24 protein-coding genes are annotated in these 21,725 nt (G+C 70.0%); 22 read left to right on the top strand and 2 right to left on the bottom strand.

Annotation, left to right across the window (positions count from 1 at the left end; all coding sequences use genetic code 11):
- Positions 1-16: 16 nt before the first annotated feature.
- On the bottom strand, positions 17-901 hold the full coding sequence (locus tag PVZ77_RS20275) for a LysR substrate-binding domain-containing protein (RefSeq protein WP_273808950.1): 885 nt from the start codon (positions 899-901) through the stop codon (positions 17-19).
- 107 nt (positions 902-1,008) lie between these two features.
- Here PVZ77_RS20275 and PVZ77_RS20270 point away from each other — a divergent pair, with 107 nt between their 5' ends.
- The 22 genes from PVZ77_RS20270 to PVZ77_RS20165 all read left to right on the top strand — a co-directional run bounded on the left by PVZ77_RS20270 (position 1,009) and on the right by PVZ77_RS20165 (position 19,975).
- On the top strand, positions 1,009-2,286 hold the full coding sequence (locus tag PVZ77_RS20270) for an MFS transporter (protein WP_273808949.1): 1,278 nt from the start codon (positions 1,009-1,011) through the stop codon (positions 2,284-2,286).
- Positions 2,287-2,653: 367 nt separating this feature from the next.
- A complete protein-coding gene (locus PVZ77_RS20265; RefSeq protein WP_273808948.1) occupies positions 2,654-3,376 on the top strand; it encodes a beta-ketoacyl synthase chain length factor in 723 nt (240 codons plus the stop codon).
- Positions 3,373-4,140 (top strand): lysophospholipid acyltransferase family protein, encoded by a 768-nt coding sequence (locus PVZ77_RS20260; protein WP_273808947.1) that lies wholly within the window; start codon positions 3,373-3,375, stop codon positions 4,138-4,140. The genes PVZ77_RS20265 and PVZ77_RS20260 overlap by 4 nt, the downstream gene beginning before the upstream one ends.
- Positions 4,133-4,393 (top strand): phosphopantetheine-binding protein, encoded by a 261-nt coding sequence (locus tag PVZ77_RS20255; protein ID WP_017642722.1) that lies wholly within the window; start codon positions 4,133-4,135, stop codon positions 4,391-4,393. Before PVZ77_RS20260 ends, PVZ77_RS20255 begins: the two co-directional genes overlap by 8 nt.
- A 10-nt stretch (positions 4,394-4,403) precedes the next feature.
- Positions 4,404-4,658, top strand: coding sequence for an acyl carrier protein (locus tag PVZ77_RS20250; RefSeq protein WP_027599969.1), 255 nt, complete (start codon positions 4,404-4,406; stop codon positions 4,656-4,658).
- A gap of 10 nt (positions 4,659-4,668) precedes the next feature.
- Positions 4,669-5,241 (top strand): hypothetical protein, encoded by a 573-nt coding sequence (locus PVZ77_RS20245; RefSeq protein ID WP_273808946.1) that lies wholly within the window; start codon positions 4,669-4,671, stop codon positions 5,239-5,241.
- The gene (locus PVZ77_RS20240; RefSeq protein ID WP_273808945.1) at positions 5,238-6,884 is read left to right on the top strand and encodes an AMP-binding protein; all 1,647 of its coding nucleotides are present in this window, start codon (positions 5,238-5,240) and stop codon (positions 6,882-6,884) included. The genes PVZ77_RS20245 and PVZ77_RS20240 overlap by 4 nt, the downstream gene beginning before the upstream one ends.
- The gene (locus PVZ77_RS20235) at positions 6,881-7,618 is read left to right on the top strand and encodes a glycosyltransferase family 2 protein (protein WP_160921879.1); all 738 of its coding nucleotides are present in this window, start codon (positions 6,881-6,883) and stop codon (positions 7,616-7,618) included. Before PVZ77_RS20240 ends, PVZ77_RS20235 begins: the two co-directional genes overlap by 4 nt.
- A gap of 44 nt (positions 7,619-7,662) precedes the next feature.
- Entirely contained in the window at positions 7,663-8,535 is an 873-nt protein-coding gene (locus tag PVZ77_RS20230) for an LpxL/LpxP family acyltransferase (protein ID WP_273809040.1), read from the top strand.
- Complete coding sequence (locus PVZ77_RS20225; RefSeq protein ID WP_273808944.1) at positions 8,525-10,051, top strand: HAL/PAL/TAL family ammonia-lyase; 1,527 nt, start codon at positions 8,525-8,527, stop codon at positions 10,049-10,051. The genes PVZ77_RS20230 and PVZ77_RS20225 overlap by 11 nt, the downstream gene beginning before the upstream one ends.
- The gene (locus PVZ77_RS20220) at positions 10,044-10,478 is read left to right on the top strand and encodes an acyl-CoA thioesterase (RefSeq protein WP_273808943.1); all 435 of its coding nucleotides are present in this window, start codon (positions 10,044-10,046) and stop codon (positions 10,476-10,478) included. Before PVZ77_RS20225 ends, PVZ77_RS20220 begins: the two co-directional genes overlap by 8 nt.
- Positions 10,466-11,050, top strand: a complete 585-nt coding sequence (locus PVZ77_RS20215; protein WP_273808942.1) for an outer membrane lipoprotein carrier protein LolA — start codon at positions 10,466-10,468, stop codon at positions 11,048-11,050. The genes PVZ77_RS20220 and PVZ77_RS20215 overlap by 13 nt, the downstream gene beginning before the upstream one ends.
- Entirely contained in the window at positions 11,047-13,371 is a 2,325-nt protein-coding gene (locus PVZ77_RS20210) for an MMPL family transporter (protein ID WP_273808941.1), read from the top strand. The genes PVZ77_RS20215 and PVZ77_RS20210 overlap by 4 nt, the downstream gene beginning before the upstream one ends.
- A complete protein-coding gene (locus PVZ77_RS20205) occupies positions 13,364-14,611 on the top strand; it encodes an NAD(P)/FAD-dependent oxidoreductase (protein ID WP_273808940.1) in 1,248 nt (415 codons plus the stop codon). The genes PVZ77_RS20210 and PVZ77_RS20205 overlap by 8 nt, the downstream gene beginning before the upstream one ends.
- On the top strand, positions 14,608-15,108 hold the full coding sequence (locus PVZ77_RS20200; RefSeq protein WP_273808939.1) for a hypothetical protein: 501 nt from the start codon (positions 14,608-14,610) through the stop codon (positions 15,106-15,108). Before PVZ77_RS20205 ends, PVZ77_RS20200 begins: the two co-directional genes overlap by 4 nt.
- Positions 15,105-16,289, top strand: coding sequence for a beta-ketoacyl-[acyl-carrier-protein] synthase family protein (locus PVZ77_RS20195; protein ID WP_273808938.1), 1,185 nt, complete (start codon positions 15,105-15,107; stop codon positions 16,287-16,289). The genes PVZ77_RS20200 and PVZ77_RS20195 overlap by 4 nt, the downstream gene beginning before the upstream one ends.
- The gene (locus PVZ77_RS20190) at positions 16,286-16,735 is read left to right on the top strand and encodes a hotdog family protein (protein WP_273808937.1); all 450 of its coding nucleotides are present in this window, start codon (positions 16,286-16,288) and stop codon (positions 16,733-16,735) included. Before PVZ77_RS20195 ends, PVZ77_RS20190 begins: the two co-directional genes overlap by 4 nt.
- Positions 16,732-17,469 (top strand): 3-oxoacyl-ACP reductase FabG, encoded by a 738-nt coding sequence (gene fabG, locus PVZ77_RS20185; RefSeq protein WP_273808936.1) that lies wholly within the window; start codon positions 16,732-16,734, stop codon positions 17,467-17,469. The genes PVZ77_RS20190 and fabG overlap by 4 nt, the downstream gene beginning before the upstream one ends.
- A complete protein-coding gene (locus tag PVZ77_RS20180) occupies positions 17,469-18,701 on the top strand; it encodes a beta-ketoacyl-ACP synthase (protein ID WP_273808935.1) in 1,233 nt (410 codons plus the stop codon). Before fabG ends, PVZ77_RS20180 begins: the two co-directional genes overlap by 1 nt.
- A gap of 23 nt (positions 18,702-18,724) precedes the next feature.
- A complete protein-coding gene (locus PVZ77_RS20175) occupies positions 18,725-19,123 on the top strand; it encodes a hypothetical protein (protein ID WP_133862242.1) in 399 nt (132 codons plus the stop codon).
- 101 nt (positions 19,124-19,224) lie between these two features.
- On the top strand, positions 19,225-19,680 hold the full coding sequence (locus PVZ77_RS20170) for an excinuclease (protein WP_273808934.1): 456 nt from the start codon (positions 19,225-19,227) through the stop codon (positions 19,678-19,680).
- Positions 19,681-19,738: 58 nt separating this feature from the next.
- On the top strand, positions 19,739-19,975 hold the full coding sequence (locus tag PVZ77_RS20165; RefSeq protein ID WP_273808933.1) for a hypothetical protein: 237 nt from the start codon (positions 19,739-19,741) through the stop codon (positions 19,973-19,975).
- Positions 19,976-20,307: 332 nt separating this feature from the next.
- Here PVZ77_RS20165 and ilvA read toward each other — a convergent pair.
- On the bottom strand, positions 20,308-21,725 hold a 1,418-nt coding region (gene ilvA / locus PVZ77_RS20160; protein WP_273808932.1), incomplete at its 5' end, for a threonine ammonia-lyase, biosynthetic.

Below are 21,725 nucleotides of genomic sequence, written 5' to 3'. Positions count from 1 at the left end.
AAGAAATTAAATGCCATTATTGTCTCATCAACAACCCCACAAACGCCTCCGCCTGCGGCGACACCTCATCTCTCCGCCTCAGCAGCCACACCGCCGACGTCGCCTCCGGGTCATCCAGCTCGCGATACACCAGCCCCTCCATCTGGGTGCGCTGGTAGGTGGCGGGCAGCACGGTGACGCCGAGGCCGGCGGCAACCAGGCCGAGGATGATGAGGACTTCGCTGGCCTCCTGGACGATGCGCGGGGTGAAGCCTGCGCGGGCCGCGAGGGTGTGGAGCTGTTGGTAGAGGCCGGTGCCGAAGCTGCGCGGGAAATAGACGAAAGGCTCTTCGGCAAGGGCGGCCAGGGGCAGCGGCGCGGTGCCCTGCTGCGCCAGCGAATGATCGTGGCGCAGGGCGACCACCAGGGGTTCGCGGAAGAGTTCGACCGCAACGAGCGAGTCCGGCAATTCGATGGGGCGGATCAGGCCGATCTGCAGGTTGCCGGCGAGCATGGCGTCGATCTGTTCGCGGCTGCTCATCTCCTGCAGTTGCAGGCGCACCTCCGGATAGGCGCGGCGATAGGCGAACAGCGTCTTGGGGATAGTGGCGACGAAGGGTGAAGAGGCGCTGAAGCCCACCTGCAACTGCCCCGTCTCGCCACGGCCGGCGCGGCGGACCCGTTCGGCGGCACGCTCGCTGGCCAGGAGGATCTGCCGGGCTTCGTCGAGAAACAGCCGGCCGGCCTCGGTGAGGGCGACGCGTCGGTTGGTGCGCTCCAGCAGACGCGTGCCCAACTCGGTCTCCAGGGCCTGGATCTGCTGGCTGAGCGGCGGCTGGGAGAGATTCAGGCGCTGGGCGGCGCGACCGAAGTGCAGCTCCTCGGCCACCGCCACGAAGTACCTCAGGTGGCGCAATTCCATGCCGTCTCCATTGAGTCGTAAAACCTATCAATCGAGACGGACAATATATTGGATATATGGCAGCCGCCAGCCTAGGGTAATGAGGTCAGACTTGCCCTGAGGTACCCGTGAACACGTCCCGGTCGTCCGCCACGCCACCCGCCCCCACCCTGGCCACCCTGCCGGCCGCCAACGAAGCCCACCACGAACCGGATGCCTTCATCAAGAAGGGTACGCCGCAATTCCTGCGCACCGCCCTGGCGCTGTTCTGCGGCGGCTTCGCCACCTTCGCCCTGCTCTATTGCGTGCAGCCGCTGATGCCGATCTTTTCCCAGGCCTTCGGCCTCACCGCCGCGGCCAGCAGCCTGTCGCTGTCCCTGGCCACCGGGCTGATGGCCTGCGGCCTGCTGGTGACCGGGCCGATCTCCGATGCCATCGGGCGCAAGTCGGTGATGGTCTATGCGCTGTTCGCCGCGGGTGGCTTCACCCTGCTCAGCGCCCTGATGCCCACCTGGGACGGCATCCTGGTGACCCGTGCCCTGGTCGGCCTGTCGCTGGCCGGGGTGGCCGCGGTGGCCATGACCTACCTGGCCGAGGAGGTGCATCCCGAGCACCTGGGCTATGCCATGGGCCTCTATATCAGTGGCAACGCCCTGGGCGGGATGTCCGGCCGGGTGATCAGCGGGGTGCTGGTGGATTTCGTCTCCTGGCGCATCGCCCTCGGCGCCCTGGGGGTGCTGGCGCTGGTGGCGGCGCTGCTGTTCAAGCGCAGCCTGCCGGCCTCGAAGCGCTTTCAGCCGCGCCCCCTGCGGCCGCGCAGCCTGCTCGCCGGCTATGCCCTGCACTTTCGCGATGCCGGCCTGCCCTGGCTGTTCCTCGAAGCCTTCCTGCTGATGGGCGCCTTCGTCACCCTGTTCAACTACATCGCCTATCGCCTGCTCGCCGAGCCCTACCACCTGAGCCAGGCCTGGATCGGCGTCCTCTCGCTGGTCTATCTGGCCGGCATCTACAGCTCGGCCAAGTTCGGCAGCCTGGCCGATCGCTTCGGTCGGCGGCGGGTGTTCGCCGCCGCCATCGTGCTCAAGCTCTGTGGCCTGCTGCTGACCCTGTTCACCCCGCTGTGGCTGGTGCTGCCGGGGATGCTGCTGTTCACCTTCGGCTTCTTCGGCGCCCACTCGGTGGCCAGCAGCTGGGTGGGTCGGCGGGCGCGCCAGGCCCGGGGCCAGGCGTCGTCGCTCTATCTGTTCAGCTACTACGCCGGTTCCAGCGTGGCCGGGACCCTGGGCGGCTTCTGCTGGCACCTGGGTGGCTGGACCGGGGTCGGCCTGTTCATCGGCGCCCTGCTGCTGGCGGCCCTGGCCGTAGCGATTCGGCTATCGCGATTGCAGCCGCTGCCGGCGGCCTGATCGCGGGCGGCGACGGCTTTTGGCAGGAGGAAATTCCCCTGGAGCCGCCGAGAAGGCCCTGATCGCGATAACCTTCAGCGACAGCTTCTCCTTTACCTTCATCCCTGTCCCGCAAATCGGGGTTGGCGCTGCCGCTCGTCGCACGGAGCGGCGTTTCACTCCCTGAAAAGGGGCTCTCTACCTCCCGCCACGCTAGCCTGTCTCTGGCTTGGCGGCGCGACTGTCACCTCTTCGCAAAGTTCAGACAAATGTTTGCCTAGGGTGGGAGCCGCTTGGATAATGCGCGCCGAACGCTGCAATACCCTGCTCATCAGGGATAGATGAAACGGCAAGCACGTAAGGCTCCGGGGTAGATTCGGCTGTGAACATGCACTTCCAGATTAGCGATTGGCGCGCCTGGGCACCTGGTCTTGGCGACCAGGACGCCTGGCGGCAGTGGTGCGCCGCGCCCTGGCGTCCGGCGGACGACGGCAGCCAGCCCGATGCCAGCTTCCTGCCGGCCATGCAGCGGCGCCGCCTGAGCCGGCTGGCGCGCATGACCTTCCAGGTGGCCTGGCCGCTGGCCGACGCCCATGGCGAGCCGCTGCCGCTGATCTTCGCCTCGCGCCATGGCGAGACCCCGCGCACCCTGGCCATCCTCCAGGAACTGGCCCGCGGCGAGCCGCTCTCGCCGACTCAGTTCAGCCTCTCGGTGCACAACGCCATCATCGGCCAGTGGTCGATCCTGCGCGGCGACCACAGCGAGATGAACGCCCTGGCCACCGGTCGCGACGGCCTCGAACACGCCGTGCTGGAGGCCTGCACCCTGCTCGCCGAGGGTGCCAGCGGGGTGCTGGTGGTGATCGCCGAGGAGGCCCCGCCGACCCTCTATGCCCCCCAGATCGACGACGTCCCCTTTCCCTATGCCGTGGGCCTGCTGCTGACCCCGGGCGGCAGCCATGGCCTGAGCGGCGCGCCGGCGCCGGCGGAGGCCGCGCCCAGCGCCTGGCCCCATGCCCTGGAGTTGCTGCGCCTGCTGGAAGCGCCTGGCGCCCTGCACCTCGCCTATGCCGGGCGCGCCTGGCACTGGCAGGCGGAGACCCTCGGATGAGCGGCCGCCTGGACTACGGCTACCGCCTGCTGGCCACGGCGCTCAACTTCGTGGTGTTCGGCTGCGGCGCCCTGGTCTTTCGCCTGCTGATCCTGCCGCTGCTGCTGGCGCTGCCGGGCGATCCCCTGCGCCGCCGCCAGCGCGCGCGGCGGGCCAATGCCCGGCTGTTCCGCTTCTTCGTCGCCTTCATGGTGCTGACCCGGGTGATGAATCTGCGCATCCAGGGCCGCGAGCGGCTGGGTCGTCCGGGCCAGCTGATCATCGCCAACCACCCCTCGCTGATCGACGTGGTGGTGCTCATCGGCCTGGTGCCCGACGCCAATTGCGTGGTCAAGCAGGGCCTCTGGCAGAACCCCTATCTCAAGCGGCAGATCCAGGCCGCCGGCTACATCAGCAACAACGGCAGCGCCGAGATGCTCGACGAAGCCGCCGACGCCCTGCGCGAAGGCCAGACCCTGATCATCTTTCCCGAGGGCACCCGCACCACCCCCGGCGAGCCGCCGCGCTTCCATCGGGGCGCCGCGGCCATCGCCCTGCGCGGCGCCCGCTGCATCACCCCGGTGATCATCCGCGTGGTGCCCAGCACCCTGACCAAGGCCACGCCCTGGTATCGCATCCCCTCCCGGCGCTTCGACTTCCAGCTGGAAGTGGGCGCCGACATCGACCCCACCACCTTCGCCGGGCGGCCGTTGCCGCTGGCGTCGCGTGAACTCAACGACCAGCTGCACCAGCTCTACCTGAAGGAAACCGGCAACCATGACTGATCTCAACCTTGAGCTCAAAAGCCTGATCATCGAGGCGCTCGGCCTCGAGGACGTCACCGTCGACGACATCGGCGACGACCAGATCCTGTTCGGCGACGGCCTGGGCCTGGATTCGGTGGACGCCCTGGAGCTGGGCCTGGCGATCCAGAAGCGCTACGGCATCCGCATCGACGCCGAGGCCAAGGACACCCGCACCCATTTCGCCAACGTCAATGCCCTTGCGGCCTTCGTCGCCGCCCAGCGCGCCGCCTGAGGAGATCGCCATGCAAAGCCGTGAAGCCATCTTCGAGACCCTGCGCAGCGCCCTGGTCGAACTCTTCGAGCTGGAGCCCGAGCGGGTGACCCTGGAAGCCAACCTCTACGAGGACCTGGAGATCGACAGCATCGACGCCGTCGACCTGATCGACCACCTGCGCCGCCAGACCGGGCACAAGATCGCCGCCGAGCAATTCCGCCAGGTGCGTACCGTGGGTGACGTGGTCGAGGCCGTCCATCGCATCAGCCAGGCGGACGCCTGATCCGCCGCCTATGAGTGCCCTGCCTTCCCGCTCCCCCCTGGGCCTGGTCGCCAGCGCCCTGCTGCTCCTGCTCGGCCTGGCCTATCCCTTCGCCGTCTACTTCGGCCTGCAGCACCTCTCGCCGCGCCTGTTCGCCGCCGGCCTCGGTGCCCTCTGGGGCCTGCGCCTGCTGCAACCCGGCCTCAACGGCCTGCAGCGCGGCACCGCCCTGGTCGCCCTGGGCTTCTGCCTGCTGCTGGCCCTGAGCGACGCCGCCGTGCTGTTGCGCTGGTATCCGGTGCTGCTCAGTCTTTTCCTACTGGCGCTGTTCGGCCTGAGCCTGCTGCGCGGCCAGCCGCTGATCGAGCGCCTGGCACGGCTGCGCGAACCCGAGCTGCCGCCGCGCGCGGTGCGCTATACCCGGCGGGTGACCCAGGTCTGGTGCCTGTTCTTTCTGTTCAACGCGCTCACCGCCGCTGCCCTGGCGCTCTGGGCGCCCCTGGCCTGGTGGACGCTCTATACCGGGGTGATCGCCTATGGCCTGATGGGCCTGCTGTTCGCCGGTGAATGGCTGGTCCGCCAGCGCGTGCGGAGGCTGCCATGACGTTCACCCCTCTCGCCGACCTGCTGGGCGCCGCGAGCCCGCTGGATGCGGCCTTCAAGCAGCGCGCCCTGAGCCTGGCGGCGGCCTTCCAGGCCGCTGGTCTCAAGCGCCTGGCGCTGCATCTGGACGATGCCGAGGACCTGGCCTGCGCCCTGCTCGGCGCCTGGCGCGCCGGCATCGAGGTGATCCTGCCAGCCGACGCCCAGCCCGCCACCCGTGCTCGGCTGCTGCCTACACTCGACGCCTGGCTCGACGATCTTGCCGGCTGGACGGCCGCCGAGCCCTTGGCGCCTGCCGTGCTCGACCTCCAGGCACCGCTGCTGACCCTGAGCACCTCGGGCTCCAGTGGCGAGCCCAAGCCCATCGCCAAGCAGCTGTTCCAGCTGGCCAACGAGGTCGCTGCCCTGGAGCGGCTGTGGGGGGAGTCCCTCGGTGAGGCGACCATCCTCGGCAGCGTCTCCACCCAGCACATCTATGGCCTGCTGTTTCGCGTGCTCTGGCCGCTCTGCGCCGGTCGCCCCTTCGCCCGCCAGGCGCTGCCCTTCACCGAGGAGCTGCAGCGGGAGACCGCCGCCCTGCTGCGCCAGGGCCGCCGCGCGGTGTGGATCAGCAGCCCGGCGCTGCTCAAGCGCCTGGGCGAGAACCTCGACGACGCCATCCTCGCTCAGGTGGTGCGGGTATTTTCCTCTGGCGGCGTGCTGCCGGAAGCGGCGGCCACGGCCTGCCAGGCGCGCTTCGGCCAATACCCCACCGAGGTCTATGGCAGCTCCGAGACGGGCGGCATTGCCTGGCGCCAGGGCCCGCAGCCCTGGCAGGCCTTCGCCAACATCGCTCTGGGCCAGGACGCTGACGGCGCCCTCTGGCTGACCTCGCCCTATCTGCCCCAGGGCGTGCGCGAGCAGACCATGGACGGTGTGAGCCTGCTGGGAGAGGGTCGCTTCGAGCTGCTCGGGCGGCTGGATCGCATCGTCAAACTGGAGGAGAAGCGTATCGCCCTGCCGGCACTGGAAGCGCGCCTGCTCGACCATCCCGCCATCGCCGACGTCCGCCTGGGCGTGGTGCAACAGGGTCGCGCCCTGCTCGGCGCTCTGGTCGCCCTGAGCGAAAGCGGCCTGCACCAGTTGCGCAATGGCGGTCGGCGCGCCCTGGTGGCCGACTTGCGCGAACACCTGGCCGGCCATTGCGAGGCCATCGCCCTGCCGCGCCGCTGGCGCCTGCTGCTGGCGCTGCCCTACAGCGCCCAGGGCAAGCTGGCCCAGGCCGAGGTGGAACGCCTGCTGGCCCAGCCACGGCCGGTGGAGATCGAGCCGCTGAGCGTCGAGCAGACCGCAGACGGCTGGCGCCTGGAGCTGGAGATCGCCCCGGACCTGGCGTTCTTTTTCGGCCACTTCCCCACGGCGCCGGTGGTGCCCGGGGTGGTGCAGGTCGGCTGGGCCCAGCGCCTGGCCCGTCAGCACCTGGATCTGCCCGCGGACTTCGCCGGCCTGGAGGTGCTCAAGTTCCAGCAGCTGCTGCGCCCCGGCGACCGGGTGACCCTGACCTTCCACTTCGACGCCACCCGCAGCAAGTTGCACTTCGCCTTTCGCCAGGGCGCCGCGGCCTGCTCCTCCGGGCGCATCCTGCTCAAGGCGGCGCAGCCATGAGCTTTCGTGCCTGCGCGGTGATCCCGGTGTTCGACCATGAGCACGCCCTGCCGCTGGTGGTCCAGGCGCTGCGCCAGCGCGCGCTGCCCTGCGTGCTGGTGGACGATGCCTCCAGCCCCGCCTGCGCCCAGGTGATGGACGAGCTGGCGACCCAGCCCGATGTCCATCTGCTGCGGCTGCCGGTCAACCAGGGCAAGGGCGGCGCGGTGATGGCCGGACTCGCCGAGGCGCAGCGCCTGGGCTTCACTCATGCCCTGCAGGTGGATGCCGACGGCCAGCACGACCTGGCCGACGTGGCCGCCTTTCTCGCCGAGGCCCAGGCCTATCCCGAGGCGCTGATCTGCGGCTACCCGCAGTTCGACGACTCGGTGCCCAAGGGCCGGCTCTATGCCCGCTACCTCACCCATGTCTGGGTGTGGATCAACAGCCTATCCCTGGCGATCCGCGACAGCATGTGCGGCTTTCGCGTCTATCCGCTGGCGCCAACCCTGGCGGTGATCCGCGCTGGCGGCCTGGGCAAGCGCATGGATTTCGACCCGGAGATCCTGGTGCGCCTGGCCTGGCGCGAGCAGCCCATGCGCTGGCGCCCGACCCGGGTGCACTACCCGCTGGACGGTCGCTCGCACTTTCGCCTCTGGCAGGACAACGTGCTGATCTCGCGCATGCACACCCGGCTGTTCTTCGGCATGCTGCTGCGCGCGCCGCGCCTGCTCTGGCGCCGGGTGCGCGCGTGAGCGGCCACTGGGCGCAGCAGCGCGAGCGCGGCAGCCCCCTGCTGATGCGGCTCACCGCCTGGCTGGCGCGGCACCTGGGCCGCCGCGCCATCGCTCCGCTGTTGCGGCTGATCGTGCTGTACTTCTTCCTGTTCGGCGCCCGCGCCCGCCGCGGCATCCGCGAATACCAGCAGCGCCTGGCCCACTGGAGCAAGCGCCCCGACCTGCAGCCCAGCTGGCGCAGCGGCTATGCCCAGTTCATGGCCTTCGCCGAAGCCCTGCTGGACAAGCTCGATGCCTGGAACGGCCGCCTCGGCCTGGATCAGGTGCAACTGCACGACCCGGATCAGGTGCACAGCCGCATGCACGCGCCGCGTGGCGAGATCCTGGTCACCGCCCACCTGGGCAATCTGGAGGTCTGTCGCGCCCTGGCCCAGCTGGGGCGGCGGGTGCGCCTCAATGTGCTGGTGCACACCCGCCATGCCGAAGCCTTCAATCGCCTCTTGGAAGAAGCCGGCGCCAGCGACCTGCGGCTGATCCAGGTCAGCGAACTGGACCCGGCGGTGATGCTGCAGCTCAGCGAACGCCTGGAGCGCGGCGAATGGCTGGCCATCGCCGGTGACCGGGTGCCGCTGCACGGCGGTCGGACCGTCGAGGTGGATTTCCTCGGCGCCCCGGCGCCCTTCCCCCAGGGCCCCTGGCTGCTGGCGCACCTGCTGCGCTGCCCGACCAACCTGCTGTTCTGCCTGCGCGAAGCCGACGGCTACCACCTCTACCTGGAAGACTTCGCCCCGGCCCCGGCCTGGCGCCGCCAGGAGCGCGCCGCCGGCATCCAGGGCCTGGCCCAGGCCTATGCCGAGCGCCTCGCCGCCCATTGCCTCAAGGCGCCGCGGCAGTGGTTCAACTTCTACCCCTTCTGGAGTCGCGATGAACGCTAGTGTTCGCTTTGGTAGCCAGGCCCTTGCCGTCGAAGACCTGGTCGCCCTGGCCGAGGGCCGGGCCCAGGCCGAATTGCAGGACGACGCCGCCTTTCGCGACGGCATCGCCCGCGGCGCCCGCTTCGTCGAGTCGCTGCTGGCCCGCGAGGGTTCGGTCTACGGCATCACCACCGGCTATGGCGATTCCTGCGTGGTCGCCGTGCCCCTGGCCCAGGTCGAGGCACTGCCGCGCCAGCTCTACACCTTCCACGGTTGCGGCCTGGGCCGCCACCTGGATCCGGCGGCGACCCGTGCGGTGCTGGCCGCGCGGCTGCAGTCGCTGTGCCAGGGCGTCTCCGGGGTGCGCGTCGAGTTGCTCGAACGCCTCACCGCCTTCCTGCGCGAAGACATCCTGCCGCTGATCCCCGAAGAGGGTTCGGTGGGCGCCAGTGGCGATCTCACCCCGCTGTCCTACGTCGCTGCCGCCCTCTGCGGCGAGCGCCAGATGCTCTGGCGCAACGAGATACGGGACGCCGCGGACGTCCATGCCGAGCTGGGCTGGACGCCGCTGGTGCTCAGGCCCAAGGAAGCCCTGGCCTTGATGAACGGCACCGCGGTGATGACCGGCCTGGCCTGCCTGGCCTTCTCCCGCGCCGAGTACCTGCTGCGCCTGGCGACCCGCATCACCGCGCTCAACGTGGTGGCCCTGGCCGGCAATCCCGAGCACTTCGACCAGCGCCTGTTCGCCGCCAAGCCCCATCCGGGCCAGGGCCAGGTGGCCGCCTGGCTGCGCGCGGATCTGGCCGCAGAGGGGCCGGCCGCGCCCCTGCACCGCCTGCAGGACAGGTATTCGCTGCGCTGCGCGCCCCATGTGCTGGGCGTGCTGGCCGACAGCCTGCCCTGGCTGCGCCAGTTCATCGAGACCGAGCTCAACAGCGCCAACGACAATCCGCTGATCGACGCCGAGGACGAGCGGGTGCTGCATGGCGGCCACTTCTATGGCGGCCATATCGCCTGCGCCATGGACAGTCTCAAGACCCTGGTGGCCAACGTCGCCGACCTGCTCGACCGCCAGCTCGCCCTGCTGGTGGACGCCCGCTACAACCACGGCCTGCCGGGCAATCTCTCCGGCGCGCCGGCCGAGCGGGCCATGCTCAACCACGGCTTCAAGGCGGTGCAGATCGGCGCCAGCGCCTGGACCGCCGAGGCGCTCAAGGGCACCCTGCCGGCCAGCGTCTTCTCCCGTTCCACCGAATGCCACAACCAGGACAAGGTCAGCATGGGCACCATCGCCGCCCGCGACGCCCTGCGCGTGCTGGAGCTCACCGAGCAGGTGGCCGCCGCCACCCTGCTGGCTGCCCAGCAGGGCGTCTGGCTCAGGTGTGCGCAGGGCGGGCAACCGCCCGTGCCCCTGGCCGCCATGCACCGGGCGCTGGGCGAGACCTTCCCGCCGCTGATCGAAGACCGTGCCCTGGAAGCCGAACTGCGCCAGACCCTGACCCTGATTCGCGCCCGCCACTGGAGGCTCTATGCGTAAGACCGGTGCCCTGCAGGTCGAGGTGGAGATGCAGATCCCCTTCTTCGACGTCGACATGATGGAGATCGCCTGGCACGGCCATTATGTGAAGTATCTGGAGGTGGCGCGCTGCGCGCTGCTCGACCGCCTTGACCACAATTACCTGCAGATGCGCGACTCCGGCTATGGCTGGCCGGTGATCGACCTGCAGATCCGCTACATCCGTCCGCTGCTGTTCCAGCAGCGCGTCCGCGTCCGCGCCGATCTGGTGGAGTGGGAGCATCGCCTCAAGCTCAACTACCTGATCAGCGACGCCGTCACCGGTGAGCGCCTGACCCGCGCCAGCACCGTGCAGGTCGCCGTGGACCTGGCCAGCCGCGAGATGCAGCTGGCCTCGCCCAAGGTCTTTATCGACGCCGTGGAGAGGGCCCTGGCATGCGCACGCTGATCGCCCTGCTGTTCATCCTGGCCGCGCCCCTGGCCCAGGCCTTCGATCTCGATGACCTGGCCGCCCAGCTGGCGCGCCCCGCGGCGGTCGAGGGCAGCTTCGTCCAGCAGCGCTATCTGCGCGCCCTGCCGCAGCCGCTCACCAGCAGCGGTCACTTCACCCTGGCCCGCGGCCTGGGCCTGCTCTGGCGGCTGGAAAAGCCCCTGGCGCAGACCTATCGCATCACCCCGGGCGCCATCGCCAAGCAGACGCCGACGGGCTGGACGCCCTTGCCCGGCAGCGACCTGGCCGCGCGCCAGAGCGCGCTGTTCCTGGCCGTGCTCGGCGGTGATCGCAGCGGCCTGGAACGCGACTTCGAGCTGGCCCTGACGGGCGACGCCAGTCACTGGCAGCTGCGCCTGACCCCGCGCGGCGCCCTGCTCAAGCAGGTGTTCGACGGCATCTTCATCCAGGGCGGCGCCCTGGTCGAACGGGTGGAAATCCGCGAGACCCAGGGCGATCGCAGCCTACTCAAGCTGGACGGCCAGCCTCGCGACACCCTGAGCGCCGAGCAGCGCGCGGTCTTCCAGTGACCCGGCTGCAGCGCCCCTTCCTGCTGTTCCTGCTCGCCCTGCTGGCGCTCAGCGCCTGGCAGTGGCGCCATGGTCCGCCGGTGGCGGCCGATCTGCTGGCGCTGTTGCCCCAGGGCGCCGGTGATGCCCTGACCCTGCAGGCCGAGGCGCGCATGGCCGAGCCGCTCAATCGCGAAGTCCTGTTGCTGGTCGGTTATCCCCAGCGCGAGCGGGTAGCCGCCCTGGCCGAGCGCCTGGGCCAGGCCTGGTCCCGGGAACCGCTGTTCGAGAAGGTGCAGTGGCAACTCACGCCGGACCTGCCCGGCCTGCGCCAGCAGCTCCTGGCTAGCCGCCTGGCGCTGGCACTGGGGCCGGCGCGCGACGAGCTGCTCAAGACGCCCGACAGCTATCTGCAGGCCCGAGCCGCGGCCCTCTTCGATCCCTTCGCCGGCGCCGGCGCCCTGCCCCTGGAGCAGGACTGGTTCGGCCTCGGCCTGCTGGTGCAGCGCCAGCTCACCCCGGCCAGCAAGGTGCAATTCGACGCCGGCAGCGGCTTGCTGCTGACCCAGGGCGACGGCCTGACCTGGGCCCTGATCCGCGCCCGTACCCGCGCCGATGCCTTCGACTTCGACGCCCCGCCCCGGGTGGAAGCCCTGATCGAGGCCGCCCGCCGTGAGGTGGTCGCCGATGGCGGTCAGCTACTCGCCGCCAGCGGCCTGAGATACGCCGCCGCCGGCCAGGCCACCGCCAGTCGCGAGATGTCGCTGATCGGCGGGCTGGCCACCCTTGGCACCCTGGCCCTGCTGCTGGGGCTGTTCCGCCGCTGGCGGGTGCTGCTCAGCCTGCTGGCGGTGGGCGTGGCCCTGCTGGCCGGCAGCGCCGCCTGCGTGCTGCTGTTCGGCCAGATCAACGCCCTCACCCTGATCCTTGGCGCCAGCCTCACCGGGGTGGCCGCCGACTATCCGCTGCACTACCTGAGCAAGAGCTGGAAGGGCGGCCCCTGGGACGCCACGGCCATCCTGCGCCAGACCCTGCCGGGATTGTCCCTGAGCCTGGCGACCAATCTGCTGGGCTACCTGGCGCTGGCCTGCACGCCCTTTCCGGCGCTGACCCAGGTGGCGGCGTTTTCCGCCGCCGGCCTGATCGGCGCCTACCTCACCACCGTCTGCCTGTTGCCGGCCTGGTGGCAATGCCTGGACCTGGCGCCGCCGGCCGCGCCCCTGCGGCTGATGCAACGCCTGCTCGACCTGCGGCTGCGCCTGCTGGCGCGCACCGGCAGCCTGCCGCTGCTGCTGGCGCTGCTGGCGTTTTGTGGCGCGGGCGTCTGGCAGCTGCACCTGCAGAACGACCTGCGCCTCTGGCTTGGCCAGGACCCGGCGCTGACCCGCGAAGCCCAAGCCATCGCCCGTCTCACCGGCCTGCAGCCCACCAGCCAGTTCTTCCTGGTGCGTGGCGGCGATGCCGACGAGGTGCTACAGCGCCAGACCGTCCTGGGCAAGCGCCTCGACGCCCTGGTCGCCGAGGGCAAGCTGCAGGGCTATCGCGCCCTGAGTGGCCTGGTCGCTCCCGCCGCGGCCCAGGCCGAACTGCGCCAGGCCCTGGCCGGTTGGGGCGAGCGCCTGCAACCCCTGTTGGCGGTAGGCATCCCGGCCGAGGCGCTGGAGGCCGAACTCGATCAACTGCGCCAGTTGCCCGACCTGAGTCTCGACCAGGCCCTGGCCGGCCCGCTGGGCGAGCTCTGGCGACCGCTCTGGCTGGGCCGGACCGTCGATGGCGGCGCGGCCGGCCTGGTCAGCCTGCAAGGGCTGGGCAACGCCCAGGTCCTGCAGACGGTGGCCGAGGGCCTGCCCGGCGTGCAGCTGGTGGATCGCCTCGGCGAATTGCGCGGACTGTTCGTCCACACCCAGCGCCTGGCGGTGGAACTCAAGCTGCTGGCTTCGGGCGCGATCTTCCTCCTGCTGCTCTGGGCCTTCGGTCGCCGCGCGGCGCTGCGCATCGTCTGCCTGCCGCTCCTGGCCGCCCTGGCGGCCCTGGCCTGCCTCGGCTGGCTGGGTCAGCCACTGACCCTGTTCAGCCTCTTCGCCCTGCTGCTCATCACCGCCATCGGCGTGGACTACGCCATCCTCATGCACGAGGCCATCGGCGGCGCGGCGGTCAGTCTGCTCGGCGGCCTGCTGTCCGGCGTCGGCAGCTGGCTGTCCTTTGGACTGCTGCTGCTCAGCAGCACCCCGGCCATCGCCAACTTCGGCCTGGCCATCAGCCTGGGGCTGGTGTTCAGCTTCCTGCTGGCACCCTGGGCCTCGCCCCCCGTCTCCCACGAAAAGGACCTTCGTCATGGTTGAACATCATCCCCTGGTCATCATCGGTGCCGGCCCGGCCGGCGCCGTGGTCGCCGCGCTGCTCAAGCGTCGCGGCCATCCGGTGCTGGTGCTGGAAGCCCAGCATTTTCCGCGCTTTTCCATCGGCGAGAGCCTGCTCTCCCACAGCCTGGATTTCGTCGAGGAAGCCGGGATGCTGCCGGCGGTCGAGGCCGCCGTTTTTCAGACCAAGGTCGGCGCCGCCTTCGCCTGGGGCGAGCGCTACACCGACTTCGACTTCCGCGACACCTACAGTGGCGGGCGCAGCACCTTCCAGGTCCAGCGCGGCCCCTTCGACAAGATCCTCGCCGACGACGCCGCACGCCAGGGCGTGGCAATCCGCTACGGCCAGCGGGTGACCGCCGTGACCCTGGGCGAAGGCGGTGAAAAGACCCGGATCGAGGTGCTGGGCGACGACGGCCACGCCTATGCGCTGACCACCGACTTCCTGCTCGACGCCAGTGGCTACGGCCGGGTGCTGCCACGCCTGCTGGACCTGGAAGCCCCTTCGGACTTCCCGGTGCGCCGCGCCCTCTTCACCCATGTCGAGGACCGCATCGACGATCCCGGCTTCGACCGCGAGCGCATCCTCATCACCACCCACCCGACCTGGCGCGACGTCTGGTTCTGGACCATCCCCTTCAGCGACGGCCGCACTTCGGTCGGGGTGGTGGCCGCCGCCGAGCGCCATGCCGGACGCGCCGCCGATCTCGCCACCTGTCTGCGCGACTGGGTCGCCGAGACCCCGAGTCTGGCCCGGGTGCTGCACAATGCGGTCTGGGATACCCCGGTGCGCGAGCTGGGCGGCTATGCGGCCAACGTCAAGCGCCTGCACGGCCCCGGCTTCGCCCTGCTGGGCAACGCCGCCGAGTTTCTCGATCCGGTGTTTTCCTCGGGCGTCACCATCGCCCTGCGTTCGGCCAGCCTGGCTGCGCCGCTGGTGGATCGCCAGCTGCGTGGCGAGGCGGTGGACTGGGAGGGCGAATTCGCCCGACCGCTCAAGGCGGGCGTCGATACGTTCCGTGCCTATGTGGAGGGCTGGTACGATGGCAGCTTCCAGGACGTCATCTATTTCGAGAACGCCGATCCCGAGATCCGCCGCATGATCTGCGCCATTCTCGCCGGCTACGCCTGGGACCTTCGCAACCCCTTCGTCAAGGAGCCCAAGCGGCGCCTGCGCCTGCTCGTCGAGCTCTGCCAGCTGAATTCGGCCCATCCTGCATGACCCTGCCCCGTCCGTTCGTCTTCGCGCTGGCCTGCCTGCTGCTGCTCGCCGCCTGCGCCAGCCAGCCGCCGCTGCCCAGCAGTCCGCCGCCGCTGGCGCGCGCCCTCGTCTACCAGGTGGAACGCCAGACCGCCGAGGGCAGCGACGCCCTGCTGCTGGCCATCCAGCCGGAAGGCCAAGCCCTGCGCTTTTCGCTGTTCGACCCCCTGGGCGTGCCCCAGGCGCGCCAGCGGCTGCTCGACGGCGCCTGGCACGCCGACGGCCTGCTGCCGCCCAATCCCCGGGCGCGCACCTTCTTCAGCGTGCTGCTGTTCGCCCTGACCCCGGCCGAGCGGTTGCCGCGAACCTATGCCGCGGACGACTGGCAACAGGCCGCCGATGGTAGCCGTCGCCTCAAGGACTGGCAGGTGCGCTATCCCGCCACCGACCGCCTGGAGCTAGAGGCGCCGGACGGGTCGCGCTATCGCCTGACCCTGCTGCCGGAGTCCGCGCCTTGAGTGCCTACCTGAATGCCCTGGGCCTGCTCTGCGCCCTGGGCCAGGGCAAGGCCGAGGTGGCGCGCGGCCTGTTCGCCGGCGACACGGCGGGCATGCAGCCCACCCCGGGCTGGATTCCCGAGCGCCAGCCGCCGGTGGGTACCGTCAGCGCCCCCCTGCCGGCCTGGCCCGCCGACTGGGCCCCCTTCTTCAGTCGCAACAACCAGCTCCTGCTGGCGGCCCTGACCGAGATCGAGCCCCAGGTGCGCCAGGCCATCGAGCGCCACGGTCCTGCGCGCATCGGCGTGGTGCTGGGCACCAGCACCTCCGGCATTCACGAGGCCAGCCTGGGCATCGCCGTGCACCAGCGCAGCGGCCAGCTGCCCGAGGGCTATCAGTACGCCCAGCAGGAACTGGTCGCGCCGGCCGATTTCCTCGCCCGCTACCTGGGCCTGAGCGGCCCCTGCTATGGCCTCTCCACCGCCTGCACCAGCAGCGCCCGCGCCCTGCTCAGCGCCCGTCGGCTACTGGTCCAGGGCCATTGCGATGCCGTGCTCTGCGGTGGCGTCGACAGCCTCTGCGGCCTGACCCTGAACGGCTTCGCCGCCCTCGAAGCGGTCAGCGAGTCGCTGTGCAATCCCTTCTCGGTCAATCGCTGCGGCATCAACATCGGCGAGGGCGCGGCGCTGTTCCTGCTGACCCGCGAACCCGGTCCCATCGCCCTGCTCGGTGGCGGCGCCAGTTCCGATGCCCACCACATCTCCGCCCCCGACCCCAGCGGTCGCGGCGCCGTCCAGGCCATGCAGACGGCGCTGCGCGCCAGCGGCCTGCAGCCGGGCGACATCGGCTATCTCAACCTGCACGGCACCGCCACGCCACACAACGACGCCATGGAAAGCCACGCCACCCATGAGGTATTCCCGGCCGGGGTGCCCTGCTCCTCGACCAAGCCGCTGACCGGCCATACCCTCGGCGCCGCCGGCGCCCTGGAAGCCGCCTTCGCCTGGTTGACCCTGGACCCGGTCCTCAACCCGGCCGGCCAGCTGCCACCGCAGCGCTGGGACGGCCAGGCCGATCCGGCCCTGCCACGCCTGGCGCTGGCCCACGCCGACAGCCGCCTGGACGGCCGCCGCCACGCCATGAGCAACAGCTTCGCCTTTGGCGGCAGCAACGTCAGCCTCATCCTCGGAGCCACGCCATGAGTTCCTGGCCCCTCGCCGAGCTGGTGCCCCACGCCGGCGACATGCTGCTGATCGAGGAGATCCTCGCCTGCGACGACCAGGGCATCGAGACCCGCCTGGTGGTACGCCCCGGCCTCTTCACCGACGCCGACGGCGCCCTGCCGGCCTGGATCGGCGTGGAGCTGATGGCCCAGAGCGTGGCCGCCTTCGCCGGCTGCCAGGCGCGGCGCCGTGGCGAGGCCCCGGCTCTGGGCTTCCTGCTCGGCACCCGCCAGTTCGCCTGTGATGTGGCGGCCTTTCCCGCTGGCGGTGAGTTGCGCATCCAGGCTCAGCCGGCACTGCAGAACGACGATGGCATGGCCATCTTCGACTGCCACCTGCAGGGTCCTGGCTGCCAGGCCAGCGCCCGCCTGAACGTCTATCGTCCGCCCCGGGCGGATCTGTATCTAGAGGAGCCCGCGCCATGAGCGTCGCCCCCGCTCCGGTCCTGGTGACCGGTTCCAGCCGCGGCCTGGGCCGCGCCATCGCCCTGCGCCTGGCCGCGGCCGGGCACGACCTGGTGCTGCACTGCCGCAGCCGTCGCGAGGAAGCCGAGGCCGTGCGCACCGAGGTCGAGGCCCTGGGTCGCACGGCCCGGGTGCTGCAATTCGACGTCGGCGACCGCGCCGCCTGCGCGGCCATCCTCGACGCCGATACCGAAGCCCACGGCGGCTACTACGGCGTGGTCTGCAACGCCGGTCTGACCCGCGACGGCGCCTTTCCGGCGCTGACCGGGGAAGACTGGGACGTGGTCCTGCGCACCAATCTCGACGGCTTCTACAATGTCCTGCACCCGGTGGTCATGCCGATGATCCGCCGCCGCGCGCCGGGGCGTATCGTCTGCATCACCTCGGTCTCCGGGCTGATCGGCAATCGCGGCCAGGTCAACTACAGCGCCTCCAAGGCGGGGCTGATCGGCGCCGCCAAGGCCCTGGCGGTGGAGCTGGCCAAGCGCAGGATCACCGTCAACTGCGTGGCCCCGGGGCTGATCGACACCGAGATCCTCGACGAGCACGTGCCGGTGGACAAGATCCTCGAGATGATCCCCGCCGGGCGCATGGGCACCCCCGAGGAGGTGGCCCATGCGGTGGCCTTCCTGCTCGCCCCGGAGGCCGGCTACATCACCCGCCAGGTGCTGGCGGTCAACGGAGGGCTGTGCTGATGAGCGCGCGCCGCGTCGTGATCACCGGGATGGCCGGCGTCACCGCCCTGGGCAGTGACTGGCCGACCATCCGCGATCTCTTCCTGGCCGGCCACAGCGGCATTCGCCGCATGGACGCCTGGGATCGCTATACCGAGATGAACACCCGCCTGGGCGGACCCATCGTCGACTTCCAGGTGCCCAGCCACTGGACGCGCAAGCAGCTGCGCAGCATGGGCCGCGTCTCCCAGCTGGCGGTGGCCGCCGGCGAACGCGCCCTGGCCGATGCCGGGCTGCTGAATGATCCCGGCATCACCGACGGCCGCATGGGCGTGGCCTGTGGTTCCTCCACCGGCAGCACCGACGACATCAAGGCGCTGGCCAACATGCTGCTCAGCGACGCCGCGGTGGGCCTCAACGCCAACACCTATGTGCGCATGATGCCGCACACGGCGGCCGCCAACCTGAGTCTGTTCTTTGGGCTCAAGGGTCGGCTGATCCCCACCTCCAGCGCCTGCACCAGCGGCAGCCAGGGCATCGGCTACGCCTACGAGGCCATCAAGTTCGGGCGCCTGCCGCTGATGCTGGCGGGCGGCGCCGAGGAACTCTGTCCCAGCGAGGCCATGGTCTTCGACACCCTCTATGCCACCAGCCTGCGCAACGATGCCCCCCATACCTCGCCGCGCCCCTACGACAAGGGGCGCGACGGCCTGGTGATCGGCGAAGGCGCCGGCATCCTGGTGCTGGAAGAGCTGGAGCACGCCCTGGCGCGCGGCGCGCACATCCATGCCGAGATCGTCGGCTTCGGCAGCAACGCCGACGGCCAGCACTCCACCCGCCCGGAACAGGCCACCATGCAGCGCGCCATGGAGCTGGCCCTGGAAGACGCCGGGCTGACGCCGGAGGCCATCGGCTACGTCAACGGCCACGGCACCGCCACCGAACAGGGCGACATCGCCGAGACACGGGCCACCCAGGCGCTGTTCGGCGCCCGCATGCCCATCAGCTCGCAGAAGAGCTACCTGGGCCATACCCTCGGGGCCTGTGGCGCCCTGGAATCCTGGTTCAGCATCGCCATGATGAACGACGAGCTGTTCGTGCCCACGCTCAACCTTGATGACCTGGACCCCCAGTGCGGCGAGCTGGACTATCTGCGTGACGGACCGCGGGCGCTGCGTACCGAGCATGTGATGAACAACAATTTCGCCTTTGGCGGGGTCAACACCTCGCTGATCTTCCGTCGCTGGTCCTGATGGCCATAGCTCGAGGTACTCCCATGTTGCGTCGCCTGCTGCTCGTCTCCGCTCTGCTGTTCCTGGCGGCCTGCACCCGCGCGCCCCTGGTGACGCCCCAGGAGGTCTTTCCCGCCGACCGTACGGAGAACGCCGCCGATGTCCGCCGCGCCATCGTCGACACCCTCGAACGCCGTGGCTGGAGCGTCGGCCAGGAGAGCCCCGGCCTGGTGGTCGCCAGCATCGTGGTGCGCGATCGCCACCAGGCTTGGGTCGACATCCCCTACAGCACCAAGGGCTACCAGATCCGCTACCGCGACAGCGCCGGCCTCGACTACGACGGCGAGCGCATCCATCGCAACTACAACAAATGGGTCCAGCTGCTCGACGCCGACATCCGCAGGCAATTGCAGCTGCCCGCCCCCGCAGCCGACGCGGAATGACCGCCCGCGGCCTGCGCGATATCGCAGAACGCCGGTCTCCAGGCTGACGGAGCGGGCGTTCTGGGTTAAACAGTCATCCCCACCACCACAAGGAAGTCGCCATGCGTACCCTAGCCCCTACCCTCGCCCTGGCCCTGGCCCTGGCCCTGGCCACCCTGCTGCCCAGCGCCGCCCAGGCCCGCGACACCACCCTGCAACTGCCCTTCGCCGAAGTCGTCCAGGAAGCCCTGGCCGCCAAGCGTCTGGATGGCAGCGTGAAGTTCTACCTGGCCGGCAACCCGGTGCCGGGCAAGGCCACGGTGGTCAACTCCAGCATCACCACCAACCAGAAGACCAACGCCTTCAACAAGACCGACGAGGTCGCCTGCCGCTGGGTGCTGCAATCGGCGCTGATCCGCCTGCAGGAAGCCGCCAAGGCCGCCGGTGCCAATGCGGTCACCGATATCACCAGCTACTACAAGAAGAACGAGTGGAGCGATCCCAGCCGCTACGAGTGCCACGCCGGCGCCCTCATGGCCGGTGTCGCCCTCAAGGGCAAGCTGGTCATCCTCAAGTAGGCCGGAACGGCGGCGCGCTCGGGTGGGTCTGTCTAGAAACCCGCCCGAGGCCGCCGCCATGCCCACGTTTCGCGTCCACTACCACAAGGACGGCGAGTCCCGTCAGCTCGATCTCGACCATCCGCAGTCGACGCTCGCGCCCCATGAAGCGGCCCTGGCCGTGCTGGAGCACCTTCGCGCCGACGCCGAGAACAGCCTGGCCCTGCCGCCCGCCGATGCCCCAGCCGCGGCCATCCTGCGCCAGGCGGAGGTGCATGGACTGACGGATATCCAAGTGGAGCCGCTGGCTTCGTAGGTTGCCGCTGAGCGCAGCGAAGCCCAACGGGCGGGACTGGCGGTGTCTGGCCGCCCTCACCCCAGCCCTCTCCCCGAGGGAGAGCGGGCGGTCTGGTCCAGCGTGGGCTTGGGGGCTCATTATGCCCATGGCGGTCCGTCGATGCGGTCGCTCCTACAAAGGCGTCATTCCCTGTAGGAGCGGCCCATGGCCGCGATCTTCGCCGTAGCGTGGAAAACCGCGTAGCGTTTTCCACTGACACACGTCGGCGCCAGCGGTGGATAAGACTGCGCCATTACCCGTATGCCCCATGGGTTGGCGCTGAGCCTGGCGAAGCCCAACACCGCCAGACCTCAGCCCAGGAACAACCGGTACGCCGGATTCTCCGTCTCGTCCCAATAGCGATAGCCGATGGCATCCAAGGTCGCCAGCAGCTCCGGCCGTTCGGCCTGGCTGGCTTCCAGCCCAGCGAACACCCGGCCGTCCGCCGCGCCGTGGTTGCGGTAATGGAACATGCTGATGTTCCAGCGTCCGCCCAGCTTTTCGAGGAAGTCGAACAGCGCGCCCGGTCGCTCGGGGAATTCGAAGCGGAACACCTGCTCCTGGCCGACCCGCGCGGCATGGCCACCCACGGTGTGGCGGATATGCAGCTTGGCCAGTTCGTTGTCGGTCAGGTCCAGCACCGGGAAACCCTGGTCGCGCAGCCCCTGTAGCAGCGCCTCGCGCGGATCGCGCTGCGGATGGGTCTGGACGCCGACGAAGATGTGCGCCTCTTCGCCGGTGTGGTAGCGGTAGTTGAATTCGGTGATCTGCCGCCGGCCCAGGGCCTCGCAGAAGGCCCGGAAGCTCCCTGGCCGCTCGGGGATGGTCACGGCGATGATGGCTTCGCGCTGCTCACCCAGTTCGGCGCGTTCGGCCACGTGGCGCAGGCGGTCGAAGTTGATGTTGGCGCCGGAATCGATGGCCACCAGCACCTGGCCGCCGGAGCCTTCACGCTCGGCGTACTTCTTGATCCCGGCCACGCCCAGGGCCCCCGAGGGCTCGGTGATGGAGCGGGTGTCGTCGTAGATGTCCTTGATCGCCGCGCAGATCTCGTCGCTGCTGACCGTGATCACCTCGTCGACATAACGCTGGCAGATCTCGAAGGTGTGATGGCCGATCTGGGCCACGGCCACGCCATCGGCGAACAGTCCCACGCGCGGCAAGACCACCCGCTCACCCGCCGCCATGGCCTGCTGCAGGCAGTTGGAGTCGTCCGGCTCGACGCCGATGACCTTGATCTCGGGCCGCAGGTATTTCACATAGGCGGCGATGCCGGCGATCAGACCGCCGCCACCAACCGGGACGAAGATGGCGTCCAAACGCCCGGGATGCTGGCGCAGGATCTCCATGGCCACGGTGCCCTGGCCGGCGATGACATCGGGATCGTCATAGGGCGGCACGAAGGTGTAGCCCTGCTCCTCGACCAGGCGCAGCGCCTCGGCCAGGGCCTCGGGAAAGGCGTCGCCGTGCAGCACCACCTCGCCGCCACGCGACTGCACGCCGATGACCTTGAGTTCGGGGGTGGTGCGCGGCATGACGATGATCGCCCGCACGCCCAGCTCGCGGGCCGCGAGGGACAGGCCCTGGGCATGGTTGCCGGCGCTGGCGGTGATCACCCCGCGGGCCTTCTCGCTGGCCGAGAGGCTGGCCAGCTTGGTGTAGGCGCCGCGGATCTTGAAGGAAAACACCGGCTGCAGGTCTTCGCGCTTGAGCAGCACCTGGCAGCCCA

The organism is Pseudomonas sp. SHLD1, from assembly GCF_028640935.1.
GTDB lineage: Bacteria > Pseudomonadota > Gammaproteobacteria > Pseudomonadales > Pseudomonadaceae > Chryseomonas > Chryseomonas aestiva.
Note: the sequence above shows the minus strand (reverse complement) of the source record. Positions and strands in the feature narration are given on the sequence as shown.